The following is a 16,602-nucleotide window of genomic DNA, read 5'->3' as shown; positions in this document are numbered from 1 at the left end:
GCGCCCCAAAAGCAAACGGCGCGGCACGGTTTCCCGTGTCGCGCCGTGTTCACGCGCATCGAGCGCGCGAGGGCTTACCAGCGGCGGCCGTAATAGCCGTGGCCGTAGTAGCCGTGATAGTGGTGCCAGTAAGGCCGGCCGTAGTAACCGCCGACGACCACCGGCGGCGGTGCGTAATAGGCCGGCGCCGGGGCATAGACGACAGGCGGCGGAGGCGGCGCGTAGACGACCGGGGGCGGCGCGGCATAGACCGGGTAGGCCGGGGCGATCGGCAGGCCGATACCGACGCCGATCGAAACGTGAGCCTGGGCGGCGCTCGCGACTCCGAGGCCGAGAGCGGCGGCTGCAACGAAAGGAATGAGCTTTTTCACTTCGATTCTCCTGGCGGCACGTCAAGTTGGCCGGCCACATGAACAGCAAGGAATGCGCTGTTGTATGGGCTCCAATGTAGCGAAATCCCCTCCCGCCGACCAAGCGCATTTGTTGCAAATTGCAATTGCGCCGCGCCCTCGCGCCACGCCCGGCGGGGCTTTTCGCGATGCGGCTTGGCCCGCCGGGCGCGCCGGCCGGACTTCGAACCCTCGATCGACCTGACAAATCGGTCAGGATTTCCGATAGACGGAGTCGAACGATCCTCATCCAGGGTAATGATTGATTACAAATTACCGCCCGATTCGGCACCAATCGCACGGCCGGCGCCGGCGTGGCCGAGGGTTCGGGCGGAATCCCCGGCAGGCGGCACAAATACGGGATACTGACGGCTTGCCGATCTTCGCCGCTTCGCCCATGTCACTTCCGCCCGTTCCCCGTCTCGGTTTCATCGGTGCCGGCCGCCTCGGCCGCTGCCTGGCACGACGCTTCGCGCAGGCCGCTTATCCCGTGGTGGCGGTGGCGAGCCGCTCGCCTGCCCCGGCGCGGGCGCTGGCCGCGCAGATCGACGGCTGCACGGCCGTCGAGAACGCACAGGCGGTGGTCGACGCGGCCGACCTGGTGTTCGTGGCCGTGTCCGACGACGGCATCGGGCCGGTGGCCGCCTCGCTGCGCTTCGATCCCTCGCGCGCGGCCACCCAGGCGCTCGTGCATTGCAGCGGTGCCTCGAGCGTCGACCTGCTGGCACCGGCCGCCGAACAGGGCGTGCAGACCGGCGGTTTCCATCCGCTCTATCTATTTGGCGGCGGCGACGCCGACCTGGCCCGGATCGAGGGCTGCTCCGTGACGATCGAGGCCGGCGGCAGCCTGCGCCCGGTGCTGGAGGCGCTGAGCGGCGCGCTCGGCTGCCATCCGCTGGCGATTCCGGCCGGTGGCCGGATGCGCTACCACGCGGCCGCCAACTACGCGGCGAGCTTCGTGCTGTGCGGCCTGGCCGAAGCGGTCGAGCTGTGGCGCACGCTTGGCATGGACGAGGCAGAGGCCTTGCGCGCCCTGCTGCCGATGCTGTCCGGCACCATCGAGACCGCGCGCGAGAAGGGCCTCTCCAATGCGCTGGCCGGCCCGGTCTCGCGCGGCGACGCCGGCATCGTCGAGCGCCAGCTCGACCTGCTCGACCAGATGGGCGGCGATCACGCCACGCTCTACGCGCTGATGACGCGCCGCGCCGTCGAGCTGGCCAGGCGCCGCGCGACGCCGCCGGCCGGGCTCGACGCGGTGGAACGGGGCGTGGACGCCCTGCTCGATCGGCGGCTCGCGCAGGCTGCCCCCGGGCGCCGCGAGCCGTGATAAGGTGACGCCCGATGCATGCCGCCACGATACGGCGGCCGCACGCTACCCGACTGTCAGACAAGGATTCCAACGATGCTCGGCGAGATCGCCCGCTTTCTGCTCAATACCGTATTCACGCTGTTCGGCGCAGCCCTGCTGCTGCGCGCCTGGATGCAGGCGGTACGCGTGCCGCCGTACAACCCCGTCACGCAGGCCGTGCTGCAGGCGACCAACTGGATCGTGCTGCCGCTGCGCCGCGTCATCACCGGTACGCGCGGCATCGATTGGGCCAGCGTGGTGGCGGCGCTGCTGACCGCCTTCGTCTACGTGGTGCTGATGATGTCGCTGGCCGGCATGGACGTGTTGTCGATCCTGCCGACCATCGTGATCGTCGCGCTGCTGACCATCGCCAAATGGGCGCTCAACCTGGTGCTGTGGATGACGATCCTGATGGCACTGCTGTCGTGGCTGAACCCGCGCTCGCCGGCCATGGCGATCCTGTTCCCGCTGACCGCCCCGCTGCTCAATCCGCTGCGCCGCGTGCTGCCGAATATCGGCGGGCTGGACCTGTCGCCGATCCTGTTGTTCGTGATCGTGCAGGTGCTGCTGATGGTGGTCACGCGCGTGGCGATTTCGATGACCTTGCTGACGATCTGATGGCTGCTTGAGCTGGTTTCGGTTTTGGTGATCGGAAAAGCGCCGCTTCATGCGGCGCTTTTTATTTGTTGCAGGCGCAAGTGCTTGGTCTGCGCTGGGCGCGTTCAGGCCGGGACCAGGAAGGTGCGCGCGGTCCAGATGCCCAGGAAGGTGAGCAGGAAGGAGCCAAGCAGGTGCACGAAGGCGACCACGGCGGCCCAGCCCAGGCGGCCCTCCACGACGTGCGTCATGACCTCGGCGGAATAGGTAGAGAAGGTGGTCAGGCCGCCCATGAAACCGGTGATCACGAACAGGCGCCATTCGGGAGCCAGGCCGGTTTTCGCGCCGAATACGACGATCGCGACGCCGATCAGGTAGCCGCCGATCAGGTTCGAAGCGAGGGTGCCGAGCGGGAGCTCGGGGAGGATGAGGTTCATGCCCAGGCTCAAGGCCCAGCGAAGCAAGGCGCCAAGGCCGGCGCCGATGAAGATCGCGACGAGGGAGAGGAACAAGGGGGCTCCTGGGACGTGGCAGTGAACATGGGTGAAGCAGCGGCTTTCGTCACTTTAGGCGCCCACGGCGGGATATGGCAATCTCGCCGAGAGGGCGACGCACAAGCCGACGCTTAAAGTTGCTCGATTGAGGTCGCGGCGGCCACTTTACTGGTGAGGCCAATCAAACAGCCGCCTGTCATGCATTTTGAAATCGCACTGACAAACCACCGCTTGGCGCGAATGGCTCGAGATGCACTCATCACGAGTAGCCACTGATATGGCTCGCATGGTTCAAGAAAGCTGGCGAAGCGAGTTCATTGTCTTTTACCCTTCGGCTCAGGGCGCTCGTCGACGTACTCCCTGGATGCTTCGGCAAAAGCAGTTCCATCAGGATACACATGCACGGTGAGAACCTTGGCGTTGCCAGGCAACTCCGTCAAAACGGCCGTCGCATGAATTCTCTCGCCAAGCCTTGGCATGCCTTCCGAGCCTCCTAGAGAATATTCGATCCTTATCGGCCCAGGCTTGACTTTGATACAGCAGACAACCGAGCCCCCCGCCCCTCCCGGGTGGTAGGCCATGTAAGCACCGCCGGCGTACTGGCTATTCAGCGCGACATCGTAGATAGCGCGAGGCCAATAGTTATAGATCGCGACATCGAGGTTCATGGATCTTTCGGAACAGGCGGCGAGCAGCAGGAAAGACATCAGAACACTGAGCAAGCGACGAGCCACTGCATTGATTGTGATCCTTGGCCTCGTTTCCATATCGCAAATTCCGTAGGTAGATCGTCAATAAACCGCGCCACCCATCGAAATATCGACGCGATTCCTGGCGAATTGTCGTGTGGCTCCTTGAGTGCGCGGGCATCCCGGAAAACGCGCCACTGACTCGACCGCCTGTCATTCGTCGGGGACAGGTTAACGATCGCCGATTTGGATAGGTGTGACGGTTGCAACGTCCGACTGCGACAGACGCGGCTGCCCTAGAAAGTACTGCGATTCGTCAGGAATGGTGCCATCCGAGTATCGCTTGTCCTCCCACAAAAGCCGCCAGTGCGTCTGGACGACTGTTCTCGATTCATGATTCCTCAGGCCCGGCGCCCTGATATCTCGAATGAAGTAATTGAAGCACCCGCTGCCACGCAAGCTCCGGTTGCCGACTGGTACCATTGATCCTGATCCGCTTGGGTTTTCCAGACCAACCCTAGCGCGAGTTTTCCGGCGTTTTGATCCGCTTGGGTTTTCCAGACCAACCCTAGCGCGAGTTTTCCGGCGTTTCGGGCCCGATGGGGCCCGGCAAAAGCGCCAGCTGACGGGCGAATTCAGCCGGCGCCAAGTCTTTGAGAGCCGAGTGAGGACGGCTCTCGTTGTAGTCCCGCCGCCATGCCTCGATTATCGCTTTGGCTTCGCCCAACGTCTCGAACCAATGTAGGTTCAAGCATTCGTCCCGGAATGATCCGTTAAAGGTCTCAATGTGGCAATTGTCCGTCGGTTTGCCCGGTCGGCTGAAGTCGATTTTGGCCCGATGGTGATACGCCCACATGTCGAGCAGCCGCCCGGAAAATTCACTGCCGTTGTCCACGAACACATGCCGTGGGGCGCCGCGTCGAGCCACGATGCGATTGAGTGCCGATACCACGTGCTCGCCCTTTAGACGCTGTCCGACCTCGATGGCCAGGGCCTCCTTGGTGAATACGTCCACCACGGTCAAGGTACGGAATTTCGAACCATCAGCCAGTTGGTCAGCCACGAAATCCATGCTCCAGGCATCGTTCGGTTTGACTGGCACGATCTTCGCCATCCGGGTCACGACCATCTTGCGACGCTTCGGCAATTTCGAGCGCAACTGCAGTTGTTCCTCGCAATACAGCCTGTAGGCTTGGTTCCTGCCCAACTGCCAACCTTCGCGGCGCAACAGCACGTGGACGCGCCGATAACCATATCGCACCCGGGTGTACGCAATCTCGCGCATGCGCGAACGCAGCTCGGGACGGGGATCCTTGACGCTTCGGTAGTACTGGACGCTACGTGGTTGCTTCAAGAGCCGGCAGGCCCGCCTCATCGTCAATCCGTAGTGGCTCACCACATAGGCCACCACGTCTCGCCTCAGCGCGGGCCGGGCCACTTTTTTGAAGCCACGTCCTGCAGGATCGCCTTGTCCAGGCTCAGCTCCGCAACCAGCTTCTTCAGTCGAGCGTTCTCGTCTTGCAACTGCTTGAGCTCGCGTACCTGATCCGATTGCATGCCTGCGTACTGCTTCTTCCAGCGATAAAACGTCTGCTCCGAAATACCGACCTGGCGGATCAGATCCGCCACCGGCATCCCCAGTTCCGCTTGCTTCAGTACCGCCACAATCTGTTCGATCGAAAAGCGCTTGCGTTTCATGGCAAACCACCTCCTGGTTCAGGGTCAAGTTTGCCGCAAAACTCGCTCTCGGATTGGCCCAGGATTCCTAACGCAGATCACCTTTGCAACCTCTCCGCCTCGTTTACCCGATACCGAATTCGAACGGTTCACAACCTAAGATCACACCGGAAGCTACGCAGCGATACAGGAGCGATTACTAGAAAAATTGTGACATATCCTATGAAGCTGAACCAACTTGAGCAAACAGATCCGAAGGTCGCTGGACAGGCGTGAAAAGCTCATCGTACAGCGCATCGGGCTGAACTTTGAATCGCAATCCGTCCGCAAGACGAGTCAATGCAGAAAGACCAACGATGCACAATCCGAACCGCTCTGTTTCTTCGATAAACGGCTCGATCTCCGCGTCTCCGTGCTTTGTGATGAGAACCCCGTTTACCTGAACGTTTCCGAGTCGCTGTGTGGCAAAGCCGTTCTTTATACGTAGCACACGCTGGTGTAGCTTCGAAAGCTTCTCGGATGAGTTAGTGACGGCAGCCGCGCACTCGATCACTGCGACTCTTCGAGTCGGAGTCTCACAGTAAATATCGGGCGCTTCCTGCAAGTGAGATACCTCGCCAAGATACATACAGTCGAATCCGAGTTCTTCCAAGACGAGCGCCAAAACCCGCTCGAACGAGTGACCACGAGATTCGCGCGACAGCAGTTCTTCACGAAGCTTCGTAAGATCTTTGTCGAATTGCGCAAGAAATGCCGAACGCTGACTTGGCAACCGAGTCGGGTCACCGATCCACCAACGTGAAGCATGATGCCCTGCGTAGCTTAGAAAGACTTGGCATACCGCAGCATCACCAATGTCTTGCTCGACGCGAGCGAAAATCAGGCCATCATCCTGGGCGGTCCAACGGAGTTTAGCCCCGTCTATCGACAACCGCATAGCTCTCTGTGTTTCTGGAGCGAACTTTACGCCGATCTTGAGCAAGAATGGATCAATACGGGGGCTAGCCACGATCTTGGCCGATAGCTTGCTGTCGCTGATCAACGAATCTCCCAGGACAGTCTCGGCCGGTCTCTCGAGCAGTATCTCTATGGCCGCATCCGTACGTTGCACAACAGTGATAGGCAGCAGATGCTCATTCAACAAGTCGGCCATGCCGTCGTATGGAGTGTCGAGAGATCGCACCCGATGTTCAAAGTCTCCAAGCAATCGCTGATCCAAAGTTGGCGACCGGCCGGTTGACAACATCAGCGCGGGCGACCTTGCCTGACTTGGTTGAACTTGAGGGTGATTGTCCACAAAAAAAGTCGCGCTCAACGAATTCCCGTCAGCCTGTGGAAGCACGTAGAACTGTCCGCCGATCTCGATCTCCCCCGCACGAAGGATTCGATCAAGGTCGAAATTTGTACTCGACAAATCGATTGGCAATCGCCCTACAGTAACCTCGTCCAGTTCCACAACGGAAGGTTCGAGCAACGTCGGCCGAACCGTCTCGTAGACGTATCGAACTATCGCCCAATGAAGCCGCTTTGTGCCTGCATCCTCGATAGTCAAGTACGACACAATTACGTGCTGCGCGGCACTCGTCCAATGCTCAGCTAGGGCACGAAATCGATCAATTTCGGATTGCGCGTATGTCGATATTTGGATTGGGACGCTAGTTACCATCATCGCCCGCCACTCATGGCTATAGGTCGTACGATCATACGCCGAATTCTGAAGCTGGCCCCTTCAATGTGGACCACCGGACGTCGTACGGGCGATGCCACCGCTCCACCGAGCGGCCATGCCAGTTTCGCTGCCACCGCCCGAAACCACCTGCTTGCCATCCCCACATCAAACCCTGTAGAATTGCGCGTTCTGCGGGCGTCGTATAATGGCCATTACCTCAGCTTCCCAAGCTGATGACGTGGGTTCGATTCCCATCGCCCGCTCCAGATACGTACCTCTTCGCGGCTCTCTGTCAGGCAACAGATAAAATAGCCCGAAGCGCGCGCGAAGCCGCCTCATGAAGGCGGCTTTTTCGTACCGGGCCGGCGCTCCCGAGCCTCGGCCCCGCCCGGCGGCGAGGCGAAACCGCGCGGCGAGCCGGGCACACCGCGCTGCGCCCCGCACCGGCACCCAGCGCGCGACTCGTCCATTCCGAACACGATGATCCACGATCCCAACGACACCGGCCTGCCGCAAGACGGCACGCCCGACGATGACGGCAGCCATGCCGCTTCCGCCACGCCGTCCAACGACGTCAACCCGCTGCACCTGCGCCGCATCCGCAGCTTCGTGACGCGCGCCGGCCGCGTGTCGACGGGCCAGCGCCGCGCCCTCGACGAGTTCGGCCCGCGCTACGTCCTGCCCTACCAGCCCGAGCAGCCCGACTGGAACGCCGTATTCGGCCGCCAGGCGCCGCGCATCCTCGAGATCGGTTTCGGCATGGGCGGCTCGACGGCCGAGATCGCCGCGCATCGCCGCGACGACGATTTCCTCGGCGTCGAGGTGCACGAGCCCGGCGTTGGCGCGCTGCTGAAGCTGATCGGCGAGCAGGCGTTGAGCAACATCCGCATCATCCAGCACGACGCGGTGGAAGTGCTCGAGAACATGCTCGCGCCCGACAGCCTCGACGGCGTCCACATCTTCTTCCCCGATCCGTGGCACAAGGCGCGCCATCACAAGCGCCGCCTGATCCAGCCGCCCTTCGTCGCGCAGTTGGTGGCGCGCCTGAAGCCGGGCGGCTACCTGCACTGCGCCACCGACTGGCAGAACTACGCGGAGCAGATGCTCGAAGTGCTCGGCGCCGAGCCCCAGCTCGAGAACACCGCCGAGGGCTACGCGCCGCGCCCCGACTATCGCCCCGTCACCAAGTTCGAACGACGTGGCCTGAAGCTCGGCCACGGCGTCTGGGACCTGGTGTTCCGCAAGCGCCCCGGCTGAGCTTCATCCCGGCGCGCCCCTCGAATCGCGAGTAGCCCGAACGAAAAAAGCGGTCATGCATCGACAGGATGCATGACCGCTTTTTCATGTGCGACAACTGCAGCGCCGGCTCAACTCCAGTCGAGCCAACCGCTGTAGCCGACCAGCAGGACCAGCAGCCCGAACACGATCCGGTACCACGCGAACGCCGTGAAATCGTGCGAGGCCACGTAGCGCAGCAGCCAGCGCACGCAGGCGAAGGCACTGACGAAGGCCGCCACCATCCCCACCGCGAACAGCCCGACCGAATCGACCGAGAACGCGTGCCAGTCCTTCACGGTTTCATAGAAGGTCGCGCCGAAGATGATCGGGATCGCGAGGAAGAACGAGAATTCGGTCGCCACGCGCCGGTCGAGGCCGGCCAGCATGCCGCCGATGATGGTCGAGCCCGAGCGCGAGACGCCGGGGATCAGCGCGCAGCACTGGGCGATGCCGACCTTCAGCGCGTCGAGCGGGCTCAGCGCGTCGATCGACATCACGCGTGCCGGCTCGCGACGATCGCGCTGGCGCGCCTCCGCCCACAGGATCACCAGGCCGCCGGCCACCAGCGCGAAGGCCACCGGCACCGGCGAGAACAGCAGGCGCTTGATCGCCTTCTCGAACATCAGGGCCAGCGCGATCGCCGGCAGCGTCGCGATCACCACGTTCAGCGCGAAACGGCGCGCCTCGGGCCGCGTCGGCAGCCCCGCCACCACGGTGCCGATCCGGCGCCGGTATTCCCAGCACACGGCGAGGATCGCGCCGAACTGGATCACCACGTCGAAGGTCTTCTCCTGCTCGGCGTTGAAGTCGAGGAAGCTGCCGGCGACGATCAGGTGGCCGGTGCTCGACACCGGGAGAAACTCCGTCAGCCCTTCGACGACGCCGAGTATCAGCGCCTTGCAGATCAGTATCCAGTCCATCCTTCGCCCGTTCGTCAGAGTTGCAGAAACGGGTCGCCCCCCGTCGATCCAGCACGCGACCCGGCCGGCCGCGCGCTCGATGCCGTCATTTCTCGACGATCTCGACGCGTATGCCGTTTGTAAGGATCGTAATTGTACCGGGTTCGTAGTTAACCCCGGCAAATTGCAATTGTTCGGGCTTGAAGGTGTAGATCGGATAGTTGGTCAGCACCTGCGTGGCGAGCAGCCCGGCAGCCTGCCCGACCTGCGGCGCATAGGCCTGCGCGTCGCCCTGCAGGTTCACGCTGTCCACGGCCGGCGCGCGCAGCACCACCGACAGGCTGGCCGGATCGTAAGCCAGTTGCGCGGATACCGTAAACGTCCCGTTCACCGGCTCGCGCAGGAACGGGCTGGCGAAACGCGCGTCGAGCTGCACGGCGATGCGGTTCTGCTCGGGCAGCAGCCCCACCGCCGGGTTCGCGAGCGCCACGTCGAACACCTGCGAGACGGTGCGCTGGTAAGGGAACTTGCGCGCCACCGCGCGCTGCACGTCGCCCTTCGAGAACGTGTAGTGGTTCGGGATGAACGGAAAGGTGGGCGTCGCGCCGCAGGCGGCCAGCGACGCCGATACGGCCATGGCCGCGAGCGCGGCCGTCACGAAACGACGACGGCCGTTCGCACGGGATGGGGTCATGCCAGATCTCCTGCTCATGAGTCGGGGCGCGTCGCGGTCTCGAGCCGGGTCAGCCAGGCCAGCGCCTCGCCGCGCGAGGCGCCGCACATCTCGGCCTGCGGCTGCAGCCCGGCGCAGCACGCGGGGCGCTCGGGCCGGCCGAAGATCGCGCAGCGCAGGTCCTCGCCCAATTGCACGCAAGGCACGCCGGCCGGCTTGCCGTCGGGCATGCCCGGGATCGGGCTCGAAATCGAGGGGGCGATGCAACAGGCGCCGCATCCCTCGCGGCACGCATGCGCGGCATCCGCCCCTTGCTTGACTGCTACGTTCACGTCGAAAAACCCGCACTGATTCAACCAGGCGGCGAGGGCCGGCCCCAAGACCGGCTCCGCCGCGCGAACCCGCATTGTGCCATCGCAAACTTCGACCAGATCGGCTTATCTCGTTAAGAAGGGAAGCCACTAGACTGAACCGCGTCGCTCGTCGCCTGTCGATTCCTACATGACGTCCTGCTCATCCTCCCCCCTGTTCCGTCCCGATTTGCTGGCGAAATACACGGCGAACGGCCCGCGCTACACCTCCTACCCGAGCGCGCTGCAATTCGACGAGGCCTTCGGGATCGCCGACTACGAGCGCGCGGCGGCCGACCCGGGCGCGGCCTCCAGCGAGCTGTCGCTGTACGTGCACATCCCGTTCTGCGCGACGGCCTGCTTCTATTGCGGCTGCAACCGCATCGCCACCCGCAACCGCGCCCACGCGCGCCCCTACCTGGACCGCCTCAAGCGCGAGCTCGCGCTGCAGGCGCGCTGCTTCGATCCGGATCGCGTGATCACGCAGCTGCACTGGGGCGGGGGCACGCCCACCTTCCTGTCGGACGCGCAGATGGCCGAGCTGATGGCCGCCACCCGCGCCCATTTCCCGATCGCCGCGGACAGCGAGGCCGAGATCTCGATCGAGGTCGACCCGCGCACCGCCACGCCCGCCACCCTCGCCCACCTGCGCATGCAGGGCTTCAACCGGCTCAGCCTCGGCGTGCAGGACGTCGATCCCGAGGTGCAGCGCGCCGTCAACCGCGAGCAGCCGATCGAACTCACCGCCAGCCTGATCTCGGCCGCGCGCCTGGTGGGCTACCGCTCGGTCAGCGTCGACCTGATCTACGGCCTGCCGAAGCAGACCGTCGAGACCTTCGCGCGCACGCTCGCCGCCGTGATCGAGCTGGCGCCGGACCGGATCTCCGTGTTCGGCTACGCGCACCTGCCGCAGTTGTTCAAGATGCAGCGCCGCATCGACGCGGCCGGCCTGCCGCCGCCGGCCGCGCGCGTGGCCCTGCTGGGCCTGGCGATCGAGACGCTCACGCATGCCGGCTACATCTACATCGGCATGGACCATTTCGCGCGGCCGTCCGACGAGCTGGTCGCCGCCCAGCGCAAGGGCACGCTGCAGCGCAACTTCCAGGGCTACAGCACGCGCGCCGACACCGACCTGATCGGCGTGGGCATGTCCTCGATCGGCAAGGTCGGCGACGTCTACGCGCAGAACGCCAAGGATCTCGCCGCCTGGGGCGCGGCGATCGACGCGGGCCGGCTGCCGATCGCGCGCGGCCGGCGGCTGAGCGCCGAGGACCGGCTGCGCCGCGACGTGATCATGCGCCTGATGTGCCATGCCACCCTGCCCTTCGCCGAGATCGAGGTCACCTACGGGATCCGCTTCGCCGATCGCTTCGCCCGCGAACTGGCCGCGCTGCGCGAATTCGAGCGCGACGGCCTGGTCGCGATCGAACCCGGTTGCCTGACGATCCGCCCCGCCGGGCGGCCGTTCGTGCGCAATATCGCGATGTGCTTCGATGCCTACCTGTCGGACGCGATGGCCGGCCGCTGCTCGCGCACGCTCTGAACCGGGCCCGGCGGGCCGCCCGCCATCTGCGCTACAGTGGCGGTTTCCCGCTTTTCGCCGTCCCACCATGCGCACGACCAAAGCGACCCACGCGGTCGAACGCCTGAAGACCCGCACCGGCAATCCGCGTTATGCCGCCGTCAGCGTGCCGGGCGACCTGTTCTACCTGACCGACCGCGCCAGCGGCCGCCTCGAGAAGCTCTGCGCGCCGCTGCCGCCCGACGAGTTCGTGGCCTTCGTCAACAGCCTCTCGCCGCCGGCGCCGCGCAAGGCCAGCAAGCTCGACGAGGCCTTCGAGGACAAGATCCGCAAGGCCAAGGGCTGAGACGGCCGCCGCCGTCGCCCTGCCGATCCGTGGCGCGGGGCCGGCCCGCCGTGGCGTGCCACGGCAGCGCCGCCCGTCTTCCTCGCTCCCCGCCGTCCCGGGCGCCGCGCGGCCTTGCGCGACGGCATCCCACCGCCGCGTCCGGGCGCAGCGATGGCGAGGCGTTTGGTACAATCGGTCACTCAATTTCCCCGCTGACGGCCGCCCTGCGGCAAGACCACCATGAACATCGACAATGCGCGTTTCAACATGATCGAACAGCAGATCCGGCCGTGGGAAGTGCTGGACCCTGAGGTCCTGAGCCTGCTGTCGGTCGTCAAGCGCGAGCTGTACGTGCCGAGCGTCTACCGTGATCTGGCCTTCGCCGATCTGGAACTGCCGCTGCCGGGCGGCCAGAAGATGCTGGCCCCGCGCGTCGAGGCGCGCATGCTGCAGGAGCTGGCGGTCAAGAAGCACGAGAGCATCCTCGAGATCGGCGCCGGCTCGGGCTACATGGCCGCCCTGCTGGCCCATCGCGGCCAGCACGTGGTGACGGTCGACATCGACCCGGCCCTGGTGCAGTTCGCCGCCGACAACCTCCGCGACAACGGCGTGAGCAATGCCGAGGTGGTACTGGCCGACGCGGCGCGCGGCCTGCCCGAGAAGGGCCCCTACGACGTGATCTGCGTCTCGGGCGGCCTGCCGGTGGTGCCGCAGGAGCTGCTGGAGCAACTGAAGGTGGGCGGCCGGCTGGCCGCCTTCGTCGGCTCGCGCCCGGTCATGAAGGCGCAGATCATCACGCGCATCGACGACAAGCAGTTCCGCGTCGCCGACGTGTTCGAAACCTACGTCGACCACCTCGTCAACGCCATGGAGCCGTCGCGCTTCAAGTTCTGATCCACGCCACCCCGATATCCTCATGCCGATGCAGATCCTGACCGCCCCCGCCCTGGCCGCCTGGCTGGCCGATTCGTCCCGCCCCGCGCCGCTCGTGCTCGACGTGCGCGAACCGTGGGAGATCGCCACCGCGAGCATCGCGGGCAGCGTGTCGATCCCGATGCAGCAGATCCCCGCGCGCAGCGAGGAGCTCGACGACGAAGCCGAGATCGTCTGCGTCTGCCATCACGGCATGCGCAGCGCGCAGGTCGCGATGTTCCTCGAATCGCGCGGCTTCACGAAGCTCTACAACCTCCAGGGCGGCATCGACGCCTGGTCGCGCGACGTCGATCCGGCCGTGCCGCGCTACTGATCCGCCAGGCGAGCGCCGGCCCCCTCGCGGGCTTCAGGCAAGCCGTCCCGAGCGCCTCGCTCCCCAACGCCGCTGCCCCAGGCAGCGGCGTTCGTTTTTGTGCGCCGCCGATGCCCGCGCGCGGGGCGCCGCCCCGCCTCTTCCCCTTCCCGATACATCCCGGTGCGTGCGATGCGTCCCGAACGTGCGGGCACCGCACGCATCGCGCACACGCATGATCGTCGGCTGTGCATCGCTCCCCGATGCACCACGATCGGCCGCCCCCTTGCACCGCCGCGGCCCATCGACGTGCCGCGCGCCTGCACCGAGACGGCTCGCCCGGCGAACAAAAAGCCCTGCCGAGCCCCGTCGCCTGGGGATTCCGGGCACGCTGGCACATGCCTTGCGTTATCGCTCTTCGAAGCGCCGGCCCGGCGCAACCATGCCAACACGTCAAGGGGAACTCGATGAAGCGTCGCAGTCTGTTGAAGATCGGATCGATGGCCGGTGCACTCACGCTGGCGGGGCGCCTGCCGCTGGCCAACGCCGAGGACAAGGGGCCGATCAAGGTTGGCGTGCTGCATTCGCTGTCCGGCACGATGGCGATCTCCGAGACCTCGCTGAAGGACACCGCGCTGATGACCATCGCGGAAATCAACAAGGCCGGCGGCGTGATGGGCCGCCAGCTGCAGCCGGTGGTGGTCGACCCGGCCTCGAACTGGCCGCTGTTCGCCGAGAAGGCGCGCGGCCTGCTGACCCAGGACAAGGTGGCGGTGGTGTTTGGCTGCTGGACCTCGGTGTCGCGCAAGTCGGTGCTGCCGGTGTTCGAGGAACTCAACGGCCTGCTGTTCTACCCGGTGCAGTACGAAGGCGAGGAGATGTCGCGCAACGTGTTCTACACGGGCGCCGCGCCGAACCAGCAGGCGATTCCCGCCACCGAATACCTGATGAGCGCCGAGGGCGGCGGCGCCAAGCGCTTCTTCCTGCTCGGCACCGACTACGTGTACCCGCGCACCACCAACAAGATCCTGCGCGCCTTCCTGAAGTCGAAGGGCGTGCAGGACGCGGATATTCAGGAGGTCTACACGCCCTTCGGCCATAGCGACTACCAGACCATCGTCTCGAACATCCGCACCTTCTCGCAGGGCGGCAAGACCTGCGTGATCTCGACCATCAACGGCGATTCGAACGTGCCCTTCTACAAGGAGCTCGGCAACCAGGGCCTCAAGGCCACCGACGTGCCGGTGGTGGCCTTCTCGGTGGGCGAGGAGGAACTGCGCGGCATCGACACCAAGCCGCTGGTCGGCAACCTGGCCGCCTGGAACTACTTCATGTCGCTGCGCAATCCGGAGAACGCCAAGTTCAAGGCGATGTTCGCTGACTGGGTCAAGAAGAACAACCTGCCCGGCGGCGCCAAGCGCGTGACCAACGACCCGATGGAGGCGACCTATGTCGGCATCCACATGTGGAAGCAGGCGGTCGAGAAGGCCAAGAGCACGGACGTCGACAAGGTGCGCACGGCGATGGTCGGCCAGAAGTTCAACGCGCCCTCGGGCTTCGTGCTGGAGATGGACGGCAACCACCACCTGCACAAGCCGGTGATGATCGGCGAGATCCGCGCCGACGGGCAGTTCAACGTGGTCTGGCGCACCAAGACCACGGTGCGCGCCCAGCCGTGGAGCCCGTATATCCCGGGCAACGCGGGCAAGCCCGACGTGGTCAGCTCGATCGGCGACTTCCTGCGCCGCCGCCGCGCCTCCGCGCTGGCGTAATTCGCCGTACCGGGGCATGAGGCTCGGCTCGTGCCGCTCATGCCCCGCGATGTCCTCGCTCGACGGATCCCTCCCATGACACTGCGCCCCTTCCTGCGGATGCTGCTGGTTTGCGCGGCATTCGCGCTCGGCAGCCCCGCCGCCTTCGCCCTAGACGCCGCCGACACGGCCGCGCTGGCCGGCGACGACTTCGACGCGAAACTGGCGGCGATCGATCATCTGGCCGCGGCCGGCGACGCCGCCTCGGTCGGCCTGCTGCACGCGCTGGCCGACGGCACCGCGCTCGCCAGCGACGATGGCAAGCTGCTGCTGCAGGCCGACGACGGCAGCACCAAGGACGCGCTGTCGGGCGCCGCCGTGCAGCCCGGCGATGCCCAGCCGGTGACGCTTAACAACCTGCTGCGCAGCAAGGTCGCCAATGCGCTGTCGGGCCTCGACCTGGCCTCGCCCGATCTCGCCACGCGCACGGCCGCCGTCGATGCCCTGCTGAAGAATCCCGATGCCTCGCTCAAGCCGCTGATCGACAAGGCTCGCGCCAGGGAAAGCGACGCCACGCTCAAGCGCCGGCTCGACGCGCTGTGGGCGATCGCCGCGCTGCACGACGCCGATCCCGCCAAGCGGCTCGAGGCGGTCGAGCTGGTGGCCGCGCGCCACGACCTCGACATGATCGAGCAGTTGCGCCCGCTGGTGGCCAGGCAGGCCGACGGCAGCTACGCCGAGCCCGATGCGCGGGTGCGCGCCGCCGCCCAGCAAGGGCTCGACGCGCTGCACTCGCTGCAGGAGCGCGGCGAGATCGCCAGCACCCTGTTCGCCGGCCTCTCGCTCGGCAGCGTGCTGTTGCTGGCCGCGCTGGGCCTGGCCATCACCTACGGCCTGATCGGCGTGATCAACATGGCGCACGGCGAATTCCTGATGATCGGCGCCTACGCCACCTACGTGGTGCAGACGCTGTTCCAGCGCTACGCGCCGGGCGCCTTCGACTGGTACCCGCTGGTGGCCGTGCCGGCCTCCTTCGTGGCGGCGGCGCTGGTGGGCATCGTGCTGGAGCGCACCGTGCTCAAGCATCTCTACGGCCGCCCGCTGGAAACGCTCCTGGCCACCTTCGGCGTGAGCCTGATCCTGATCCAGGCCACCCGCATGATCTTCGGCGCGCAGAACGTGCAGGTCTCGAACCCGTCCTGGATGAGCGGCGGCGTGACCCTGATGCAGAACCTGATCCTGCCGTACAACCGCATCGCGATCCTGGTGTTCTCGCTGCTGGTGGTGGCGATCGCCTGGGGCGTGCTGACCAGGACCCGGCTCGGCCTGTTCGTGCGCGCCGTCACGCAGAACCGCCGGATGGCGGCCTGCGTGGGCGTGAAGACCGCGCGCGTCGATTCCTATGCCTTCGCCTTCGGCGCCGGCATCGCGGGCCTGGGCGGCTGCGCGCTCTCGCAGATCGGCAACGTCGGCCCCGACCTCGGCCAGAGCTACATCATCGACTCCTTCATGGCGGTGGTGCTGGGCGGCGTCGGCCAGATCGCCGGCACCGTGGTGGGCGGCTTCGGCCTGGGCCTGGTCAGCAAGGCGATCGAGCCGTTCTGGGGCGCCGTGCTCGCCAAGATCGCGGTGCTGGTGATGATCGTGCTGTTCATCCAGAAACGCCCGCAAGGCATGTTCGCCCTGAAGGGCCGCAGCGCGGAGGCCTGAACC

Annotated in this window: 17 protein-coding genes, 1 tRNA gene and 1 pseudogene; 10 read left to right on the top strand and 9 right to left on the bottom strand. The window is 65.5% G+C overall.

The window, feature by feature from the left end; translation table 11 throughout:
• Positions 1-74: 74 nt before the first annotated feature.
• Entirely contained in the window at positions 75-371 is a 297-nt protein-coding gene (locus BM43_RS27825) for a hypothetical protein (RefSeq protein ID WP_017920475.1), read from the bottom strand.
• Between the two features lie 415 nt (positions 372-786).
• Between BM43_RS27825 and BM43_RS27820 the strand changes: the two genes are divergently transcribed.
• Together BM43_RS27820 and BM43_RS27815 are read left to right on the top strand one after the other, a co-directional pair.
• A complete protein-coding gene (locus BM43_RS27820; RefSeq protein ID WP_036053695.1) occupies positions 787-1,716 on the top strand; it encodes a Rossmann-like and DUF2520 domain-containing protein in 930 nt (309 codons plus the stop codon).
• A gap of 75 nt (positions 1,717-1,791) precedes the next feature.
• Positions 1,792-2,355 (top strand): YggT family protein, encoded by a 564-nt coding sequence (locus BM43_RS27815; RefSeq protein WP_025101546.1) that lies wholly within the window; start codon positions 1,792-1,794, stop codon positions 2,353-2,355.
• A gap of 104 nt (positions 2,356-2,459) precedes the next feature.
• On the opposite strand, the gene crcB is transcribed toward BM43_RS27815, so the two are convergent.
• The 5 genes and pseudogenes from crcB to BM43_RS40835 form a co-directional block, all read right to left on the bottom strand.
• Entirely contained in the window at positions 2,460-2,846 is a 387-nt protein-coding gene (gene crcB, locus BM43_RS27810) for a fluoride efflux transporter CrcB (protein WP_013696879.1), read from the bottom strand.
• Between the two features lie 296 nt (positions 2,847-3,142).
• Positions 3,143-3,496: a hypothetical protein gene (locus tag BM43_RS39460; RefSeq protein WP_158380928.1), complete on the bottom strand. Its 354-nt coding sequence runs from the start codon at positions 3,494-3,496 to the stop codon at positions 3,143-3,145.
• A gap of 252 nt (positions 3,497-3,748) precedes the next feature.
• Positions 3,749-4,000, bottom strand: a pseudogene (locus BM43_RS39455) (Imm72 family immunity protein); the annotation flags it as partial.
• Positions 4,001-4,085: 85 nt separating this feature from the next.
• Positions 4,086-5,215 (bottom strand): IS3 family transposase gene (locus BM43_RS27805; protein WP_370448974.1). Its coding sequence is split into 2 segments (ribosomal slippage): positions 4,086-4,954 and positions 4,954-5,215, totalling 1,131 coding nucleotides; the frame shifts between segments, so codons are not numbered across the junction.
• 199 nt (positions 5,216-5,414) lie between these two features.
• Complete coding sequence (locus BM43_RS40835; RefSeq protein ID WP_144417698.1) at positions 5,415-6,650, bottom strand: hypothetical protein; 1,236 nt, start codon at positions 6,648-6,650, stop codon at positions 5,415-5,417.
• 404 nt (positions 6,651-7,054) lie between these two features.
• On the opposite strand from BM43_RS40835, the gene BM43_RS27795 reads away from it, so the two are divergent.
• Positions 7,055-7,129, top strand: a tRNA-Gly gene (locus BM43_RS27795).
• A gap of 214 nt (positions 7,130-7,343) precedes the next feature.
• Entirely contained in the window at positions 7,344-8,120 is a 777-nt protein-coding gene (gene trmB / locus BM43_RS27790; protein WP_036052528.1) for a tRNA (guanosine(46)-N7)-methyltransferase TrmB, read from the top strand.
• Positions 8,121-8,230: 110 nt separating this feature from the next.
• Here the strand turns inward: trmB and BM43_RS27785 are convergent, their stop codons facing one another.
• From BM43_RS27785 to BM43_RS27775, 3 genes are all read right to left on the bottom strand, one after another.
• On the bottom strand, positions 8,231-9,061 hold the full coding sequence (locus BM43_RS27785) for an undecaprenyl-diphosphate phosphatase (protein WP_036052530.1): 831 nt from the start codon (positions 9,059-9,061) through the stop codon (positions 8,231-8,233).
• 85 nt (positions 9,062-9,146) lie between these two features.
• Positions 9,147-9,734, bottom strand: coding sequence for a DUF1439 domain-containing protein (locus tag BM43_RS27780; RefSeq protein WP_036052532.1), 588 nt, complete (start codon positions 9,732-9,734; stop codon positions 9,147-9,149).
• Between the two features lie 14 nt (positions 9,735-9,748).
• Positions 9,749-10,045, bottom strand: a complete 297-nt coding sequence (locus BM43_RS27775) for a YkgJ family cysteine cluster protein (protein WP_036053697.1) — start codon at positions 10,043-10,045, stop codon at positions 9,749-9,751.
• Positions 10,046-10,214: 169 nt separating this feature from the next.
• Here BM43_RS27775 and hemN point away from each other — a divergent pair, with 169 nt between their 5' ends.
• The 6 genes from hemN to urtB all read left to right on the top strand — a co-directional run bounded on the left by hemN (position 10,215) and on the right by urtB (position 16,599).
• Positions 10,215-11,606, top strand: coding sequence for an oxygen-independent coproporphyrinogen III oxidase (hemN, locus tag BM43_RS27770; protein WP_036034268.1), 1,392 nt, complete (start codon positions 10,215-10,217; stop codon positions 11,604-11,606).
• Positions 11,607-11,673: 67 nt separating this feature from the next.
• Positions 11,674-11,931 carry a hypothetical protein gene (locus BM43_RS27765; protein ID WP_017921320.1) on the top strand — a complete coding sequence of 86 codons (258 nt, stop codon included), beginning with the start codon at positions 11,674-11,676 and terminating at the stop codon, positions 11,929-11,931.
• Between the two features lie 222 nt (positions 11,932-12,153).
• The gene (locus tag BM43_RS27760; RefSeq protein WP_036052534.1) at positions 12,154-12,807 is read left to right on the top strand and encodes a protein-L-isoaspartate O-methyltransferase family protein; all 654 of its coding nucleotides are present in this window, start codon (positions 12,154-12,156) and stop codon (positions 12,805-12,807) included.
• 28 nt (positions 12,808-12,835) lie between these two features.
• Positions 12,836-13,159: a rhodanese-like domain-containing protein gene (locus BM43_RS27755; protein WP_025102060.1), complete on the top strand. Its 324-nt coding sequence runs from the start codon at positions 12,836-12,838 to the stop codon at positions 13,157-13,159.
• A gap of 446 nt (positions 13,160-13,605) precedes the next feature.
• Entirely contained in the window at positions 13,606-14,910 is a 1,305-nt protein-coding gene (gene urtA, locus BM43_RS27750) for an urea ABC transporter substrate-binding protein (RefSeq protein WP_013696870.1), read from the top strand.
• Between the two features lie 75 nt (positions 14,911-14,985).
• Positions 14,986-16,599 (top strand): urea ABC transporter permease subunit UrtB, encoded by a 1,614-nt coding sequence (urtB, locus tag BM43_RS27745; protein ID WP_080742153.1) that lies wholly within the window; start codon positions 14,986-14,988, stop codon positions 16,597-16,599.
• The last annotated feature ends 3 nt before the right edge of the window (positions 16,600-16,602 follow it).

The organism is Burkholderia gladioli, assembly GCF_000959725.1.
Taxonomy (GTDB): domain Bacteria; phylum Pseudomonadota; class Gammaproteobacteria; order Burkholderiales; family Burkholderiaceae; genus Burkholderia; species Burkholderia gladioli.
Note: the sequence above shows the minus strand (reverse complement) of the source record. Positions and strands in the feature narration are given on the sequence as shown.